Raw genomic sequence first — 14,982 nt, 5'->3', positions numbered from 1 at the left:
CTATAAAAAAGTGCAGGTGGCCCGTTCAGAACGAGACGTCACCAATGCAAAGAATGGAAGCAACAAAGGTTTATAAAAACAAAAGGGAGAGCCAGCTTCTTTCAAAATGAGAGAAGCGGCTTATGAAAATATGAAGGAGGAAATTTTCATGGAAAAAACAGTAGGAAGTGCAGTTAAAGGCGGTAGCTTTTTAGTAGATGAGATTACAATTGATCAAGTGTTTACGCCAGAAGATTTTTCATCTGAGCATAAAATGATTGCAAAAACGACAGAGGACTTTATCGTAAATGAAGTTCTTCCAGAGCTTGAATATTTAGAGCAACATGAGTTTGATCGTTCTGTTCGTCTTTTAAAAGAAGCTGGGGAACTTGGTTTATTAGGCGCTGATGTACCAGAAGAGTATGGTGGAATTGGTCTTGATAAAGTAAGCTCAGCGTTAATCGCAGAGAAATTCTCTCGTGCTGGTGGCTTTGCAATTACTCACGGTGCTCACGTAGGTATCGGATCTTTACCAATCGTATTATTCGGTAACGAAGAGCAAAAGAAAAAGTATTTACCATTACTTGCAACTGGTGAAAAATTAGCGGCATACGCATTAACAGAGCCAGGTTCAGGATCGGACGCATTAGGTGCAAAAACAACGGCACGTTTAAATGCAGAAGGTACACATTACGTATTAAATGGTGAAAAACAGTGGATTACAAACTCTGCATTCGCTGACGTATTTATCGTATATGCAAAAATTGATGGAGAGCACTTCTCAGCATTTATCGTGGAGAAAGACTATGCTGGTGTATCTACAAGCCCAGAAGAAAAGAAAATGGGTATTAAATGTTCTTCAACTCGTACGTTAATTTTGGAAGATGCGTTAGTACCGAAAGAAAACTTACTTGGCGAAATCGGTAAAGGTCATATTATCGCATTCAACATTTTAAATATCGGTCGTTATAAATTAGGTGTTGGTACAGTTGGATCTGCGAAACGTGCAGTAGAAATTTCAGCACAATATGCAAACCAACGTCAACAGTTCAAACAACCAATCGCTCGCTTCCCATTAATTCAAGAGAAACTTGCGAATATGGCAGCAAAAACATATGCAGCTGAAAGCTCTGTATATCGTACAGTAGGCTTATTCGAAAGCCGCATGAGCACATTATCTGAAGAAGAAGTAAAAGACGGTAAAGCAGTAGCAGCTTCTATCGCTGAATATGCAATCGAGTGTTCTTTAAACAAAGTATTCGGTTCTGAAGTACTAGACTATACAGTAGATGAAGGTGTTCAAATTCACGGTGGTTACGGATTTATGGCAGAGTATGAGATTGAAAGAATGTACCGCGATTCTCGTATTAACCGTATTTTCGAAGGAACGAATGAAATTAACCGCCTAATCGTACCAGGTACGTTCTTACGTAAAGCGATGAAAGGTGAATTACCACTTCTTCAAAAAGCACAAAAATTACAAGAAGAGTTAATGATGATGATGCCAGAAGAAGTAGGCGATGAGCCATTAGCACTTCAAAAATATTTAGTAAATAACGCGAAGAAAATCGGCTTAATGGTAGCTGGATTAGCTGCTCAAAAATACGGTAAAGCATTAGATAAAGAACAAGAAATTCTTGTGAATATCGCTGACATCGTAAGCAACCTATACGCAATGGAGTCAGCTGTTCTTCGTACAGAAAAAGCAATTAAAACAACTGGTCTTGAAAAGAATAAACAAAAAGTGTTATACACTGAAGTATTCTGCCAAGAAGCATTTAACGAAATCGAAGCAGATGCGAAAGAAACACTTATCGCAGTTGAAAACGGCGACATGCTGCGCATGATGTTATCATCATTACGTAAATTAACTCGCCACACACCACTTAACGTAATTCCGAAGAAACGTGAAATTGCTGCGAAAATTTTAGAAGATGAGCGTTACACGGTTTAATATTTTTAAAGAAAAGTAGTCGTATAAACGACTGCTTTTCTTTTTTTTCTGAGAAAATAAAGTTTTTAGTGACATAAAACTAATACCATTAGTATAATAAAACTAATGGTATTAGTTTTCGTGAAAAGGGAGATGGGAATATGAGAATGATGCATGAAAAAACGGTATATCAATTGTCATTTTTGCCAAGAGTGTTTCCTGTGAATTGTTACTTTATAGAGGAAGAAGATGGTTTAACTTTAATTGATGCTGCTTTGCCATATAGCGCAAAAGGAATTTTACAGGCGGCTGAGAAAATAGGAAAACCAATTACGAATATTGTATTAACACATGCGCATGATGATCACATCGGTGCATTAGACGCATTAAAGGAAGTACTTCCTCATGTTCCCGTCTATATTTCTAAAAGGGACGCAAAGCTGTTAGAAGGAGATACGACGTTACAAAAGGATGAACCGAATATACCGATAAAAGGCGGTGTACCTAAAAAAGTAAAAACGGTACCTGATGTTTTATTGGAAGATGGCGACCGAGTTGGATCGCTTCTTGCGATTATGACACCGGGACATACGCCAGGCTCCATGGCGTTTCTTGATGTACGAAATAAAGCTCTTATTGTTGGGGATGCATTCCAAACGAGAGGAGGTACGGCTGTTTCGGGACAAATGAAATTTTGGTTTCCGTTTCCAGCGATGGCAACGTGGAGTAAAGAAATATCATTACAAAGTGCAGAGAAGCTAAGAGAATATGAGCCGTCCTTGCTTGCGGCAGGGCATGGGAAAATGATAAACGATCCAGGGGCTGTCATAGAGCTTGCTATTAAGGAAGCTAAGCGGAATATAGAAAGTAGAAAAGAGGGTTAATTGATGTCACCGAGAATCGGACTTACATTACAGAAAATTGTAGAAACAGCAGCAGAAATTGCAGATGCAAATGGAATACAAGAAGTAACGTTAGCTTCATTAGCGCAAACATTAGGGGTACGTTCACCTTCGCTATACAATCATGTGAAAGGTTTACAAGATGTACGGAAACATCTTGGTATTTACGGAATCAAGCAGCTGTATAACAAACTGGAAGAAGCGGCCGAGGGTAAACGGATGGATGAAGCAATTCATGCTTTAGGAGAAGCGTATGTAGCATTCGTACGCAAACATCCTGGACTATATGAAGCAACCTTTTTACGAGATGAAGAAGTAAGAAAAGCAGGTGACGGAATTGTAAAGCTTTGTCTTCAAGTTTTACAACAGTACGGCTTAGAAGGAGAGAATGCACTTCATGCGACACGTGGATTCAGAAGTATTTGTCATGGATTTGCGTCGATTGAACAGCAGGGCGGATTTGGTTTGCCGTTAGATTTGGATATAAGTTTACATGTATTGTTGGAAACGTTTATTAAAGGATTACGTGGAATGAAAGAGTGAATAAGAGGAGAAAAAGCATGAATTTGTCGCTGAGGATGCTTTTTATATAGCAGGCTTTGATTTGCTGGAGGGACAATGACAAAAGGATGTGAAGTGAAATGTTTGCAGGACATTTTGGCTTAGCGGCAGCAGTAAAAGCCAAGTCACCTAAACTACCACTTTGGGCTCTTATGGTAAGCTCACAATTGTTGGATATCATTTTTTTGCCGCTGTATATTTTAGGAGTAGAGACAATTGAACCTATTAATAGGAATAGTTATGGTGAAGCAATCATTCATGCGGATTACACACATTCTTTAATAGGAGCACTGTTTATTGCTTTTGTTGCAGGAATAGTGGGGAAAAGGTTTTGGGGCAAGCGGAGTGGTTTTGTTATAGGGGCTGTAGTTTTTAGTCATTGGATTTTAGATTTACTTGTGCACCGTGCTGATTTGCCGTTACTTCCGGGCAATTACGGAGATTTACCTATGCTTGGTTTTGGATGGTGGAGATTTCCGGCTATTAGTATCATATTGGAATGTATTCTTATTGCGATAGGAGGTATATTATACTTCCGTTTTATCGTTTCAAGTGCGGGCGCACAAAAGAAGTTTATAGCACGAGTAACTGGCGGATTGGTAGTTATATTATTAATTCTTTCGTTACTTATTAGTATAGTGTTTTGAATATGGATAGCCGGAAACCTTAGAAGCGATTCTAAGGTTTTTTAGTGTATATGATTTGAAAAGAACAGTAAGTGGATTAAAGTTTCTTTTTATTATTGTTAAAAATAGTTTACATGATGTTAAAAATAAATTACAATCAAAATATAGAAAATATTGTAAAAAAGGAGAGGTTATGAAACAGAGTGGAATTTTACAAAATAATCTCGTTGTACTTAGAGCAGAAAAACGCTGGTCACAAACTGATTTAGCGAACAAAGCAGGGGTAAGTAGACAAACGATTGCCTCAATTGAAGCAAATCGTTACAATCCATCTTTAATTTTAGCTTTTGAAATTGCACATATTTTAGGTAAGGAGTTTTATGAAGTTTTTCAATATAAAATAGAGGGGGAAACGGAATGAGCATTGTAATAGGGGTCATAATCTCAGTAGCAGGACTAATAGGTGTTTTATATTCCACACGTTTTCAGAAGAATGAGGGGGAAGATGAAAGAGGCGAGCATATTACAGGAAATGCCGCTAAAATTTCATTATTTGTATTTTTATTTCTATATTTAGTTATCTTTTTGATTGGGAATCTATATTCACTGACAGGCGAACAGTATAAGTTAGCAAATGCATGTTTATTAGCTGGAGTGCTTTGTTCGTATGCTTTAACTATTGTAGTTTTGAAAAGAAGATATTAGATGAGAAAGAGCCTCTAGTGGTTTAGAGGCTCTTTTTTGTTAAATGATATTATTTAGCTGGTTTGAAAAATGTAAATATCGCTAAGAAAAAGCAAACGAAACTGAATGCGATGGGATCTTGATAGGGACTAGGCTCAGAGCCCTTTTGGATTTCTGTAAGGAAGTCGTGTGTTTTCATGTTTATTGCTCCTTTATATAAGAATACTTTTAATGAAACTAGTACTGACTAATAGAGTTGCACTAATAAACAATAGGAAAAATGTAGTGTTACGATTTTTATAATTGTTAAGCGCAATGAGTAAAAAACAAATGAGAAATAACATATGTAAAGGGATAGAAGTGAATAGTGGTTTTAAAGTTAATACATCAATTAATAATTTTACATATAGAATGGTGTAGACGATAAAGAAGATAATTTTAAAATATTTTTGCATAAGCACACCTACCTACTATGGTTTGTTTTGAGATGCTATCGTTAGTGTAAGGTGACTTTTTAAAATTTGTATTTTTCTGTAATTATAACATTTTTTTGTATTTATAAATAGATGTGAAATGTAAGAAAGCTTTTTCATGAATACGATTTAAAAAGAACAGAATACTAAAGGAGAATGAAAGAAGAAAGGTAGGAGTATTCCATGCAAAATTTAACAGAGCTTGAAGTAGAAAACTTACGTCATTTAATTGGTGGACATGCAACAATTATTAACAAGTTGGAGCAGTATGCACAGACGTGTACGGATCCACAACTGAAACAAATGCTACAAAAAGATGCGCAAGATGCACGAAATACGAAACAACAATTAATGACTTTCTTAGGATAGGAGGAAGCGAAAGATGAATGAAAAAGATATGGTAAATGATTATTTAGCAGGATTAAATGCAAGTTTAACAAGTTATGCAAATTATATCGCTCAGTCTGATAATGAACAGTTACACCAAACGTTAATTCAAATTCGTAATCAAGATGAAATGCGTCAACGTAATATGTATGAGTATGCAAAGCAAAAGAGTTATTACAAACCGGCAGCACCTGCAAATCCGATGATTGTACAACAATTAAAGAGCCAATTAAGTGCGGAATAACAGAAAAAAGAAAACGAGCGAATCTATTCGCTCGTTTTCTTTTTGTATATGTCAATAAATACATAATAAATATTTTTCCAGTTGTAACAAATATGACGAAAATGGAATATAACAATTCACAAAAAGGACAAAAACTTTGCTCAATATTTCACAAAGTATCCATGGTTTATATCGTGGGAATCTCTATAATTAGGAGTGTAAAGAACAAAAGAAATAGATTATATGATCAATTAGGAGAGATTGCTATGAAACGAAATACAAGAAAAATTGCAATTATCGGTACTGGATTAGTTGGATCCAGTTGTGCATATTCCATTGTGAATCAAGGCATTTGCGAAGAGCTATTATTAATTGATATAAATCATGAACGTGCAGTTGGGGAAGCGATGGATTTATCACACTGCATTAACTTTACAAATACAAGAACAAAAGTATATGCAGGAAGCTATGAAGACTGCAAAGATATGGATATTGTTATTATTACAGCAGGACCAGCACCAAAGCCAGGGCAAAGTCGCTTAGATACTTTAGGAGCGAGTGCGAAGATTATGGAAAGTGTTGTTGGTGGCGTAATGGAAAGTGGATTTGACGGTATTTTCTTACTTGCATCGAACCCAGTTGATATTATTACATATCAAGTGTGGAAATTATCTGGATTACCTAGAAATCGTGTGATCGGTACTGGTACATCACTAGATTCTTCTCGCTTACGAACAATTTTATCTGAAATGTTACATGTAGATCCTCGGAGTATTCACGGGTATTCATTAGGGGAACATGGTGATTCTCAAATGGTTGCTTGGTCACACGTAACTGTTGGTGGAAAACCAATTCTGCAAATTTTAGAAGAGAAAAAAGATCAATTTGGTGAAATAGATTTAGATGAAATTGTTGAGAAGACTGCAAAAGCTGGATGGGAAATTTATAAACGTAAAGGAACAACTTATTACGGAATCGGAAATTCTCTAGCATATATTGCGAGCTCAATCTTTAACGATGATTACCGTGTCATTGCTGTATCAGCTATTTTAGATGGTGAGTATGGTGAATATGATCTTTGCACAGGAGTACCAGCTATTATTACTAGAGACGGTATAAAAGAAATTGTAGAACTAAACTTAACAGAAGATGAAGAATCTCGATTCGCAAAATCAAACGACATTTTACGTGATTATATGAAAACAATTGGTTACTAACTTATAGGAGAAGGTGAAACAAATGAAGGAATATATAATGTCTCGTGTATTTAAAGCTTCTGCTGGAATTGCACAAGGTATTTTCGTATCCCTCGGAATTGGTTTACTGATCGAAAATATAGGAAGAATTGTTGATATTCCGTTGCTTATTACAATCGGAGTTGTTGCAAAATCACTTATGGCACCAGCCATTGGTGCCGGAATTGCTTTTATGCTTGGTGCAAATGGCCTTGTAATCTTCTCGGCTATGGTAGCTGGAGCGATTGGTGCCGGATCCATTTCAATTACTGAAGCAGGTCTAATTATTAAAACAGGTGAGCCAATCGGAGCATTATTAACAGCGACTTTAGCTGTATATATTGGTAAACGTTTAAGTGGAAAAACTGCGTTAGATATGATGCTCGTTCCATTTGCGGCCATATTAGGTTCTGGTTTAGTCGGTATTTGGTTATCTCATAATATTACTCCTGTTTTAAATACAGTTGGAGCATTCATTAAAGATAGCTCAGCTGGTAGCCCGTTCATCGCTTCTATCGTTATTGCGGTAGTTTGGGGACTATTACTTATCTCCCCAGCTTCATCAGCTGCGTTAGCGATCGCACTTAGCTTAGACGGTGTTGCAGGTGGTGCTGCTCTTGCAGGCTGCGTTGCTCAGTTTATCGGATTCTCTGTTATCTCAGCGAAAGAAAATAATTTAGGTGGCATATTAGCTCAAGCTCTGTGTACTCCAAAAGTACAGTTGCCAAATATCACTAAAAATCCAATGATTCTCGTCCCAACGGTCGTCGCCAGTGCGATAGTTGGTCCAGTATCAGCATTAATTTTCCAACTGGAAGCAGGAAAAGAAATTGCAGGTCTTGGATTAAGTTCCCTTATCGCACCAATTAATTTAATTTCCAGCGAAGGATGGGAAGTTGTCCCAGCGATGGTAATCACTTATATCGTCATTCCAGTAGCTGTTTCTTATATACTTTACATTGCTCTTAAAAAAGCAGGTCGTATTCACTCTGGTGATATGACTGTACCGCAATCTTAACTTGAAAATCTCCCTTTATATAGAGAAAAGCAGACTGAGAAGCCACAGTCTGCTTTTTACATTTTTTGATTTTGTTTTACTGGAACACGTACTGTTTCTTTTGCTAATAACAGCTGAACGCCGAAGTATAGTATGCTTGCAAGCGTCATTCCAGAGATGGCGTCTACAAATGCATGTTGCTTCGTAAATAACGTTGATAAAATAATAAGCGTACCGAAGAAGGTAAGAATGTAATATTCAAAAGCATGTTGTTCTCTACGTTTAAAGGCAGCTAGCATAATGACAAATGTAGTAAGAACATGAATGCTCGGGAAACAATTTACCGGTTGATCGATACTATAAATATAGCGGACTAGTTCAGAAAACACGTCTGATCCAACGACGGTTGGACGTGGTACAGTTGTCTGCCAAAAATAATAAATGGAAAAACAAGCAAGTTTTCCGAGAATGATACTACTTAAAGTGACATAATATTGTTTTCGATCTGCAAAGCAGTAATAAATAAGTGCGCCGTATAAGTAAGGAAACCAAAGTAAATAAGGAATAATAAATGCTTTCACAAATGGAATCCAATCATCTACTACAGTTGTGACATCTACTGCGTGTACAGTCGATTTATTTAATACATCGTAAAGGGGACTTACGAGTACGAGTAGAAGTATATAACTTAACGGAAGAAAAGATGAAAGTTTAAATTTCTTCATGATAATCTCCTATGTTTAGTAATGTAAGTAAATTCAATTGATTATAATATAGAAACGTAATTTGGGCTATCGATTTTGCTTACATTTTCTTGAATGAACCTTACGTTTTTGTCACTTGACTGAAAAGAAGGGGAGGGTGCTAAATGAAGCGTTTATCGTATTTCTTAGTTTTTATATTGATATGCCTAGCGAGTGCTGGGTGTGCAAAGGATAAAGAAGGAGAGAAATTAGAATATAACGGAAGAGCACTCGTAATTGGAGTTGTTGGAGAAAAACCGAAAGATACGTTTAGGAATGTAAAGTTTGAGGAAATGAAGTTAGAGGAACTGGAAAAGAAATCTAAGGAAGTAGATGGTTTTCTCATAATGAAAGATCACTTTCAAGAAGCCTCAACAGAGCAATATAAAAATGTATTTTCATCACTAAAGAAACCAGTATTTTTTATCGGTTTGCAAGATAAATCATATTCGATTTTTATTACAAAAGGGATAGAGTATAACAGTGCCCGAAAAGATGTAAATGCTATGTATACGCAAGGCTTTGCAAATATCGGAAGTGGGGAAGGACAACAATGGGCAGTTGGTTTATCGAATGGTGGAAATACTGAAGAAAGTATTCACAATATGTATATCGTCGTATTTCAAACAATTGCAGATTATTTGAGTCGATGATGAAGAAGGGTCCTGTAAACGAAGCTTCTCCTTTATTTCGCATGCAGGAATCGGGTACATAGTGGGTTCAACCGATGTCATTGTTTATGAGGTAACTAGTCGAAATTATGGAATACTGTAAATACAATATGCAAATATGCATATTGTATTTATTTGGATATTAAATGTGTTAAAATTAAATATAAGGATTTTCGTATATAAATAACTAAAATCAGAAATATCCAGTGAATTTTGAGAGGTGTTACATGTTTACAAACAAGAAATTAATTCGTTTTGGTCTAACATTACTTGTATGTTTATTTGTAATTGATTTTACAATCGGTTATTTTCAAGCATATCTTGAATCAGCAGGTATTAAATGGGTAATATCAGAAACTTGGAGAACTATTTTGTTAGATGCCCCTGAAAGTATATTGGTTATTTTAGGCGCAATTGCTTTATATGATTTTACAAAAGAAACATCGCCAAAAGACGCATCCATTTAAATGCGTCTTTTTTCTTTGCAGTAATTTCTTCAAAATCATGGAACACTCTCATTATTACGGCCAAAATCGTTAGTTCCTTTTATCTGTACATCTTTGTCATGTAAAGTGTTTTCAGGTTTTGTGACTATAGGCTGAAATGGTTAAATAAACGTTTGTTTAAGAAGTATGTTCGGTAGGAAGAAAGCGATGTAGATCAAGGGTTAACAAAGAAAAAAGGGGAGTTAATCAAACGTTTGTTTAAGAAGTATGTTCGGTAGGAAGAAACTGATACAACTCAAGGGTTAACAAAGAAAAAAGGGGAATTAATCAAACGTTTGTTTAAGAAGTATGTTCGGTAGGAAGAAAGCGATACAGCTCAAGGGTTAACAAAGAAAAAAGGGGAGTTAATCAAACGTTTGTTTAAGATATATGTTCGGCGAGTGATAAGAGAAGAATCTAAAAAAATTTATATAGTTATTTTTTCTTAACAAATGGCGGAAAAATAAGAAAAATTTGCAGGATTATTAAAAATTATCACGAAATAAGTAAAAGTTTAGCGAATAATCGTTTGAAATAATAAAACGTTTTCTATATGATAAAGGTAAAGGTTAGTAAAAAAGTAGGTGAATTTATGACAGTAACATTTTATTCATATCCAAAGTGTGGCACATGTCAAAAAGCAAAGAAATGGTTTGAGGCAAACGATGTAGCATATGAGATGATTCATATTGTTGAAAATCCACCATCAAAAGAAGATTTACGTAATTTACATGAAAAAAGTGAATTACCATTAAAAAAATTCTTTAATACAAGTGGAATGCGTTACCGTGAACTTGGTCTGAAAGATAAGTTAAAAGATGCAAGTGAAGACGAAATGTACGAGCTTTTAGCATCTGATGGCATGTTGATTAAACGTCCAATTGTAACAGATGGAACGAAGGTAACACTTGGTTTTAACGAAGAGCAGTTTGAAAGTGTGTGGAAAAAGTACCAATAAGGTATTTTTACATAATTAATACATTCACTGGAGGTACAGTCATGAGCATTCCAAATAATTTACGTTACTCTGAAGAACACGAATGGGTAAAAACTGAAGGTAATGAAGTTGTTATCGGTATTACTCACTTTGCACAAAGTGAGCTAGGCGATATCGTATTCGTTGAACTTCCAGAAGTAGGTGCAACAATCGAAGCTGACGAGCCATTCGGAAGCGTAGAATCTGTTAAAACAGTTTCTGAATTATACGCACCTGTAAGCGGTAAAGTTGTAGCAGTAAACGAAGAATTAAGTGACCAACCAGAACTTGTTAACGAATCTCCATACGAGGGTGCATGGATGGTTAAAGTTGAACTTTCTGATGCAAGCCAAGTTGAGAAGTTATTAACTGCTGAAAAATATGCAGAAATGACAAACCAAGACTAATTATAGTCGACTGAAGGACAGCCTTTGTGCTGTCCTTTTTTATTTTATGTAAAATAATGAACGTAGAATCATATACTAATTATCGTGTGGGAGAACGTTTTTTGGAAAAACTTTTTTGTTTTAAGCTTTATATAGTTCTAGCTGTTTTCGCTTCTTCTTGCAAGGCAAAAAGCGCCTTTACGTCAGAAGCTCCATCCCCCTCGCAATCTGAACGAGCCGCTTGCGCTTTTCTTTGTCCAGCTCCACCTCCTAGCCCTTCATGTCTAAGAACCTTCCGCACGAGAAGACAAAAAGCGTCTTCTGTGCGAAAGAACCTTAGCCAACAGGGCTAAGCAGTCGGTTCCGCTTTTCTTTTGCAAAAATAAACAGGAAACAACATGAAAATAACGAATATACTATATACTAAGTTAAAGGTTGTATAGTATATGGTGATCGGGTGATGACATATGGTTTATGTAGAAAAAGTCATTATTGTAGAAGGTACATCAGATAGAAGAAAGATTGAATCTATTATTCGGGAACCGGTGGAAATTGTTTGTACAAATGGTACAATTGGTTTGTCGAAAATGGATGAGCTCGTTGATCAGTTTTTTGATAAGGAAGTGTATGTACTAGTGGATGCTGATGATGCTGGAGAAAAGTTAAGGAAACAATTTCGAAAAGAATTCCCGCAAGCAGAGCATATTTATATTGATCGCTCGTACCGAGAAGTGGCAACTGCGCCATCTTCACACTTAGCAAATGTATTATGGGGAGCTGACATTGACGTTTATACAGAATATTTACGGTAAGGAATGATAGAAGTGATTGACTGGACAGGAGCCGAAGCTACAGCTCTAATAGAGAATGAAGAAAAAACAGTGTTATATGTATATACTCCAATGTGTGGAACATGCCAATTAGCAAAAAAGATGTTAACTGTCGTTGAGATGACAATTGAAGGTTTGAAAATTGGAATGTTAGATTTAAATTATGCTCCGCATTTCGCGAAAGAGTATGGGATCGAAAGTGTACCTTGTTTACTTGTTTTTGAAAATGGGACACTGATGAAGAAGATATACGCATTTCATTCGGTTGAATATTTATATACGGAATTAAAGTAGGCGGCAAAGTTTTTGTCGCCTCGACATATTTCTCGGGAAATATGTCGAGATGCAGGGTGGTTACAGTATTTGTCGAGCGAAAATAACAGGATTGCTCTTTAGTGAGAGGGAATGGTATGTGTAATAGAAAGTGATATGAAGGATGTGATTTAGAGTGAAATTATATTCTTTGCTGCAATCATTTGTAAATTACGCTAATGGTCAATATCATTTAGAACCGCTTTTAAGACAAGGAGAAAAAACTGTTAATTTCCGCTTTGGAGATGAAAGTTGTTCGTTACAAATTTCAAGAGATTATATAGAGCTGTTGAAAGAAGAAAGAGGAACAGAGCAAATTGTGTGTGTAGATGAAGAAGATGTAAAAGAATTGGTGAACGGCAATGTACGATTGCAAATGTTAATGAACGATGGACGTGTACAATATTCGGGAACGTATCGAACGATGCTATTAGTTGAATCGATGTTTCATATATGTAAACCGATGTCAGTAGGTGCTTAAAATTCTGAAGTTTCATTTTTTGCGAAAATTTCTGTTGACATGGTGTGTGGATATTGATACAATTCAATTCATAAAATATAGATAATTTCATAAATTACAAATCAGACGAAAATGTAATCTGATTTCTCTTATCAAGAGAGGTGGAGGGACTGTGCCCTGTGAAGCCCGGCAACCGTCAACTTTATGTTGAAATGGTGCCAATTCCTGCAAAGCAAATGCTTTGAGAGATGAGAGAGAGGGATAATGTTGTTATATACGCACATAAACCTTTCTGCTTCTCTAAGGCAGAAAGGTTTTTTTGTTGTTTGAATGTGGAGGACATTCAAATAATAAAAGTAGTGATAACGGTGGACTACACGCATTAAACATAAAAAATTGCGGAGTCGATCCAAACAAAAAAGGGGTGATACACCATGATTCTATTAGAGAATGTAAAGAAAATATATAAAGCAAAAAGCGGTGATGTCACTGCTGTAGATAATGCCAATTTAAAAATAGAGAAAGGTGAGATATTTGGTGTTATCGGATATAGTGGCGCTGGAAAAAGTTCTTTAATTCGATTATTCAATCAGTTGGAGAAACCAACTTCAGGCCAAATTACAATTGCAAATCGCGTCATTTCAGCGATTACAGGAAGCGAACTTCGTAAGGCAAGGCAAGAAATCGGAATGATTTTTCAACACTTCAACTTACTTTGGTCACGAACTGTACGTGAAAATATTGAGTTCCCACTTGAAATTGCAGGTGTTGATAAGGCGAAGAGAAGAAAACGCGTGGATGAGTTAATTCATCTTGTTGGATTAGAAGGAAGAGGAGACGCGTACCCATCTCAGCTGAGCGGAGGACAAAAGCAACGTGTTGGTATTGCGAGAGCGTTAGCTAACAATCCGCAAGTACTTTTATGTGATGAAGCAACGTCAGCTCTTGATCCAGAAACGACAGATCAAATTTTAGATCTATTATTAGATATTAATAAACGTCTCGGTTTAACGATTGTACTCATTACACATGAGATGCACGTAATTCGAAAGATTTGTAATCGTGTTGCAGTAATGGAAAAAGGGAAGATTGTAGAAACAGGTCCAGTACTTGATGTGTTCCGTAATCCGCAGCAAGACATTACGAAACGATTTGTACAGCAGTTAACGGATTCTGAAGATACAAATGAAACAATTGAAAGTTTAATTGAAAAATATCCAGATGGAAAAGTGGTTCGTTTGCAGTTTATCGGTGAAGCGGTAGAAAGACCAGTACTTCAAAGATTAATGCAACGCAGTGATATAGAAGTTAGCATTTTGCAAGGAAATATCGCACAAACAAATAACGGCTCTTACGGTAGTTTAGTTGTTCATTTAAATGGTGAGGAAACAGCGATTCAGCAAGCAATAGAGGGAATACATCAAGATCAAGTAGAGCTGGAGGTGATTGCACATGGATAAGTTATTCACAAATGTTGATTGGAATCAAATGTTAGAAGCAACTGGTGAAACGTTATATATGACGGCAATCGCAGCTCTTGCCACATTTGTTTTAGGACTCATTTTAGGATTGTTACTCTTTATGACAGCGAAAGATAATTTATGGGAAAACAAAGCGGTTAACACAGCGATTGGAGCTTTCGTAAACATTTTTCGCTCGATACCGTTCATTATTTTAATCATTTTATTAATTCCATTCACAAAGATTTTGCTTGGAACAATTCTTGGAGCGAGTGCTGCACTTCCAGCTTTAATTATTGGAGCGGCACCGTTTTACGCAAGAATGGTTGAAATTGCACTTCGCGAAATTGATAAAGGTGTAATTGAAGCTTCAAAAGCGATGGGAGCAAAAACAAGCACAATTATTTTGAAAGTGTTAATTCCAGAATCGTTACCAGCGTTAGTATCTGGTATTACGGTTACGACAATTGCTTTAGTGGGCTATACAGCAATGGCGGGAGTTGTTGGTGCTGGTGGTCTTGGAACACTTGCTTATTTAGAAGGATTCCAACGAGGAAATAACGACGTAACAATCGTTGCGACAATTTGTGTATTACTAGTTGTATTTTTCATTCAGTGGATTGGTGATCGTGTAACGACTCGAATAGATAAACGATAAT

20 protein-coding genes and 1 riboswitch are annotated in these 14,982 nt (G+C 36.2%); of the genes, 19 read left to right on the top strand and 1 reads right to left on the bottom strand.

The window, feature by feature from the left end; genetic code table 11:
* The first annotated feature begins 148 nt into the window (after positions 1–148).
* The 10 genes from MKY00_RS25260 (at position 149) to MKY00_RS25215 (ending at position 8,021) form a co-directional block, all read left to right on the top strand.
* Positions 149–1,933 (top strand): acyl-CoA dehydrogenase family protein, encoded by a 1,785-nt coding sequence (locus tag MKY00_RS25260; protein ID WP_029141225.1) that lies wholly within the window; start codon positions 149–151, stop codon positions 1,931–1,933.
* A 140-nt stretch (positions 1,934–2,073) separates the two neighbouring features.
* The gene (locus tag MKY00_RS25255) at positions 2,074–2,796 is read left to right on the top strand and encodes an MBL fold metallo-hydrolase (protein WP_016718840.1); all 723 of its coding nucleotides are present in this window, start codon (positions 2,074–2,076) and stop codon (positions 2,794–2,796) included.
* 3 nt (positions 2,797–2,799) lie between these two features.
* Positions 2,800–3,357: a TetR/AcrR family transcriptional regulator gene (locus MKY00_RS25250; RefSeq protein ID WP_016718839.1), complete on the top strand. Its 558-nt coding sequence runs from the start codon at positions 2,800–2,802 to the stop codon at positions 3,355–3,357.
* A gap of 98 nt (positions 3,358–3,455) precedes the next feature.
* Positions 3,456–4,022, top strand: coding sequence for a metal-dependent hydrolase (locus MKY00_RS25245; RefSeq protein ID WP_016718838.1), 567 nt, complete (start codon positions 3,456–3,458; stop codon positions 4,020–4,022).
* Between the two features lie 172 nt (positions 4,023–4,194).
* Positions 4,195–4,422, top strand: a complete 228-nt coding sequence (locus MKY00_RS25240) for a helix-turn-helix transcriptional regulator (protein WP_029141224.1) — start codon at positions 4,195–4,197, stop codon at positions 4,420–4,422.
* Positions 4,419–4,706, top strand: a complete 288-nt coding sequence (locus MKY00_RS25235; protein WP_016718836.1) for a DUF2178 domain-containing protein — start codon at positions 4,419–4,421, stop codon at positions 4,704–4,706. Before MKY00_RS25240 ends, MKY00_RS25235 begins: the two co-directional genes overlap by 4 nt.
* A gap of 635 nt (positions 4,707–5,341) precedes the next feature.
* Positions 5,342–5,527 (top strand): hypothetical protein, encoded by a 186-nt coding sequence (locus MKY00_RS25230; protein ID WP_001180555.1) that lies wholly within the window; start codon positions 5,342–5,344, stop codon positions 5,525–5,527.
* A 13-nt stretch (positions 5,528–5,540) separates the two neighbouring features.
* Entirely contained in the window at positions 5,541–5,789 is a 249-nt protein-coding gene (locus MKY00_RS25225; RefSeq protein ID WP_001002987.1) for a spore coat protein, read from the top strand.
* Positions 5,790–6,034: 245 nt separating this feature from the next.
* A complete protein-coding gene (locus MKY00_RS25220; RefSeq protein ID WP_011040814.1) occupies positions 6,035–6,985 on the top strand; it encodes an L-lactate dehydrogenase in 951 nt (316 codons plus the stop codon).
* 22 nt (positions 6,986–7,007) lie between these two features.
* On the top strand, positions 7,008–8,021 hold the full coding sequence (locus MKY00_RS25215) for a PTS transporter subunit IIC (protein WP_000666177.1): 1,014 nt from the start codon (positions 7,008–7,010) through the stop codon (positions 8,019–8,021).
* 56 nt (positions 8,022–8,077) lie between these two features.
* On the opposite strand, the gene MKY00_RS25210 is transcribed toward MKY00_RS25215, so the two are convergent.
* The gene (locus MKY00_RS25210) at positions 8,078–8,725 is read right to left on the bottom strand and encodes a phosphatase PAP2 family protein (protein ID WP_000713765.1); all 648 of its coding nucleotides are present in this window, start codon (positions 8,723–8,725) and stop codon (positions 8,078–8,080) included.
* Between the two features lie 143 nt (positions 8,726–8,868).
* Here MKY00_RS25210 and MKY00_RS25205 point away from each other — a divergent pair, with 143 nt between their 5' ends.
* From MKY00_RS25205 to MKY00_RS25165, 9 genes are all read left to right on the top strand, one after another.
* Positions 8,869–9,396: a hypothetical protein gene (locus tag MKY00_RS25205; protein ID WP_000826900.1), complete on the top strand. Its 528-nt coding sequence runs from the start codon at positions 8,869–8,871 to the stop codon at positions 9,394–9,396.
* Positions 9,397–9,641: 245 nt separating this feature from the next.
* On the top strand, positions 9,642–9,881 hold the full coding sequence (locus tag MKY00_RS25200) for a DUF3937 family protein (protein ID WP_016718835.1): 240 nt from the start codon (positions 9,642–9,644) through the stop codon (positions 9,879–9,881).
* Between the two features lie 610 nt (positions 9,882–10,491).
* The gene (locus MKY00_RS25195) at positions 10,492–10,857 is read left to right on the top strand and encodes an arsenate reductase family protein (RefSeq protein ID WP_000218967.1); all 366 of its coding nucleotides are present in this window, start codon (positions 10,492–10,494) and stop codon (positions 10,855–10,857) included.
* 41 nt (positions 10,858–10,898) lie between these two features.
* Complete coding sequence (gene gcvH, locus MKY00_RS25190) at positions 10,899–11,282, top strand: glycine cleavage system protein GcvH (RefSeq protein WP_000026900.1); 384 nt, start codon at positions 10,899–10,901, stop codon at positions 11,280–11,282.
* A 446-nt stretch (positions 11,283–11,728) separates the two neighbouring features.
* Entirely contained in the window at positions 11,729–12,073 is a 345-nt protein-coding gene (locus tag MKY00_RS25185; RefSeq protein ID WP_000263237.1) for a toprim domain-containing protein, read from the top strand.
* A gap of 3 nt (positions 12,074–12,076) precedes the next feature.
* Positions 12,077–12,385 carry a thioredoxin family protein gene (locus MKY00_RS25180; protein WP_001974355.1) on the top strand — a complete coding sequence of 103 codons (309 nt, stop codon included), beginning with the start codon at positions 12,077–12,079 and terminating at the stop codon, positions 12,383–12,385.
* A gap of 154 nt (positions 12,386–12,539) precedes the next feature.
* Complete coding sequence (locus MKY00_RS25175) at positions 12,540–12,884, top strand: hypothetical protein (protein ID WP_000781222.1); 345 nt, start codon at positions 12,540–12,542, stop codon at positions 12,882–12,884.
* A 125-nt stretch (positions 12,885–13,009) separates the two neighbouring features.
* A riboswitch (SAM riboswitch) is annotated at positions 13,010–13,118 on the top strand.
* Positions 13,119–13,297: 179 nt separating this feature from the next.
* The gene (locus MKY00_RS25170; protein ID WP_000601777.1) at positions 13,298–14,323 is read left to right on the top strand and encodes a methionine ABC transporter ATP-binding protein; all 1,026 of its coding nucleotides are present in this window, start codon (positions 13,298–13,300) and stop codon (positions 14,321–14,323) included.
* Positions 14,316–14,981 (top strand): methionine ABC transporter permease, encoded by a 666-nt coding sequence (locus tag MKY00_RS25165; RefSeq protein WP_016718833.1) that lies wholly within the window; start codon positions 14,316–14,318, stop codon positions 14,979–14,981. Before MKY00_RS25170 ends, MKY00_RS25165 begins: the two co-directional genes overlap by 8 nt.
* Position 14,982 lies beyond the last annotated feature (1 nt).

This window comes from Bacillus sp. FSL R9-9834 (genome assembly GCF_038006905.1).
Taxonomy (GTDB): Bacteria; Bacillota; Bacilli; order Bacillales; family Bacillaceae_G; genus Bacillus_A; species Bacillus_A pacificus.
The sequence above is the reverse complement of the archived record's forward strand: the minus strand, read 5'-3'. Positions and strand labels throughout refer to the sequence as shown.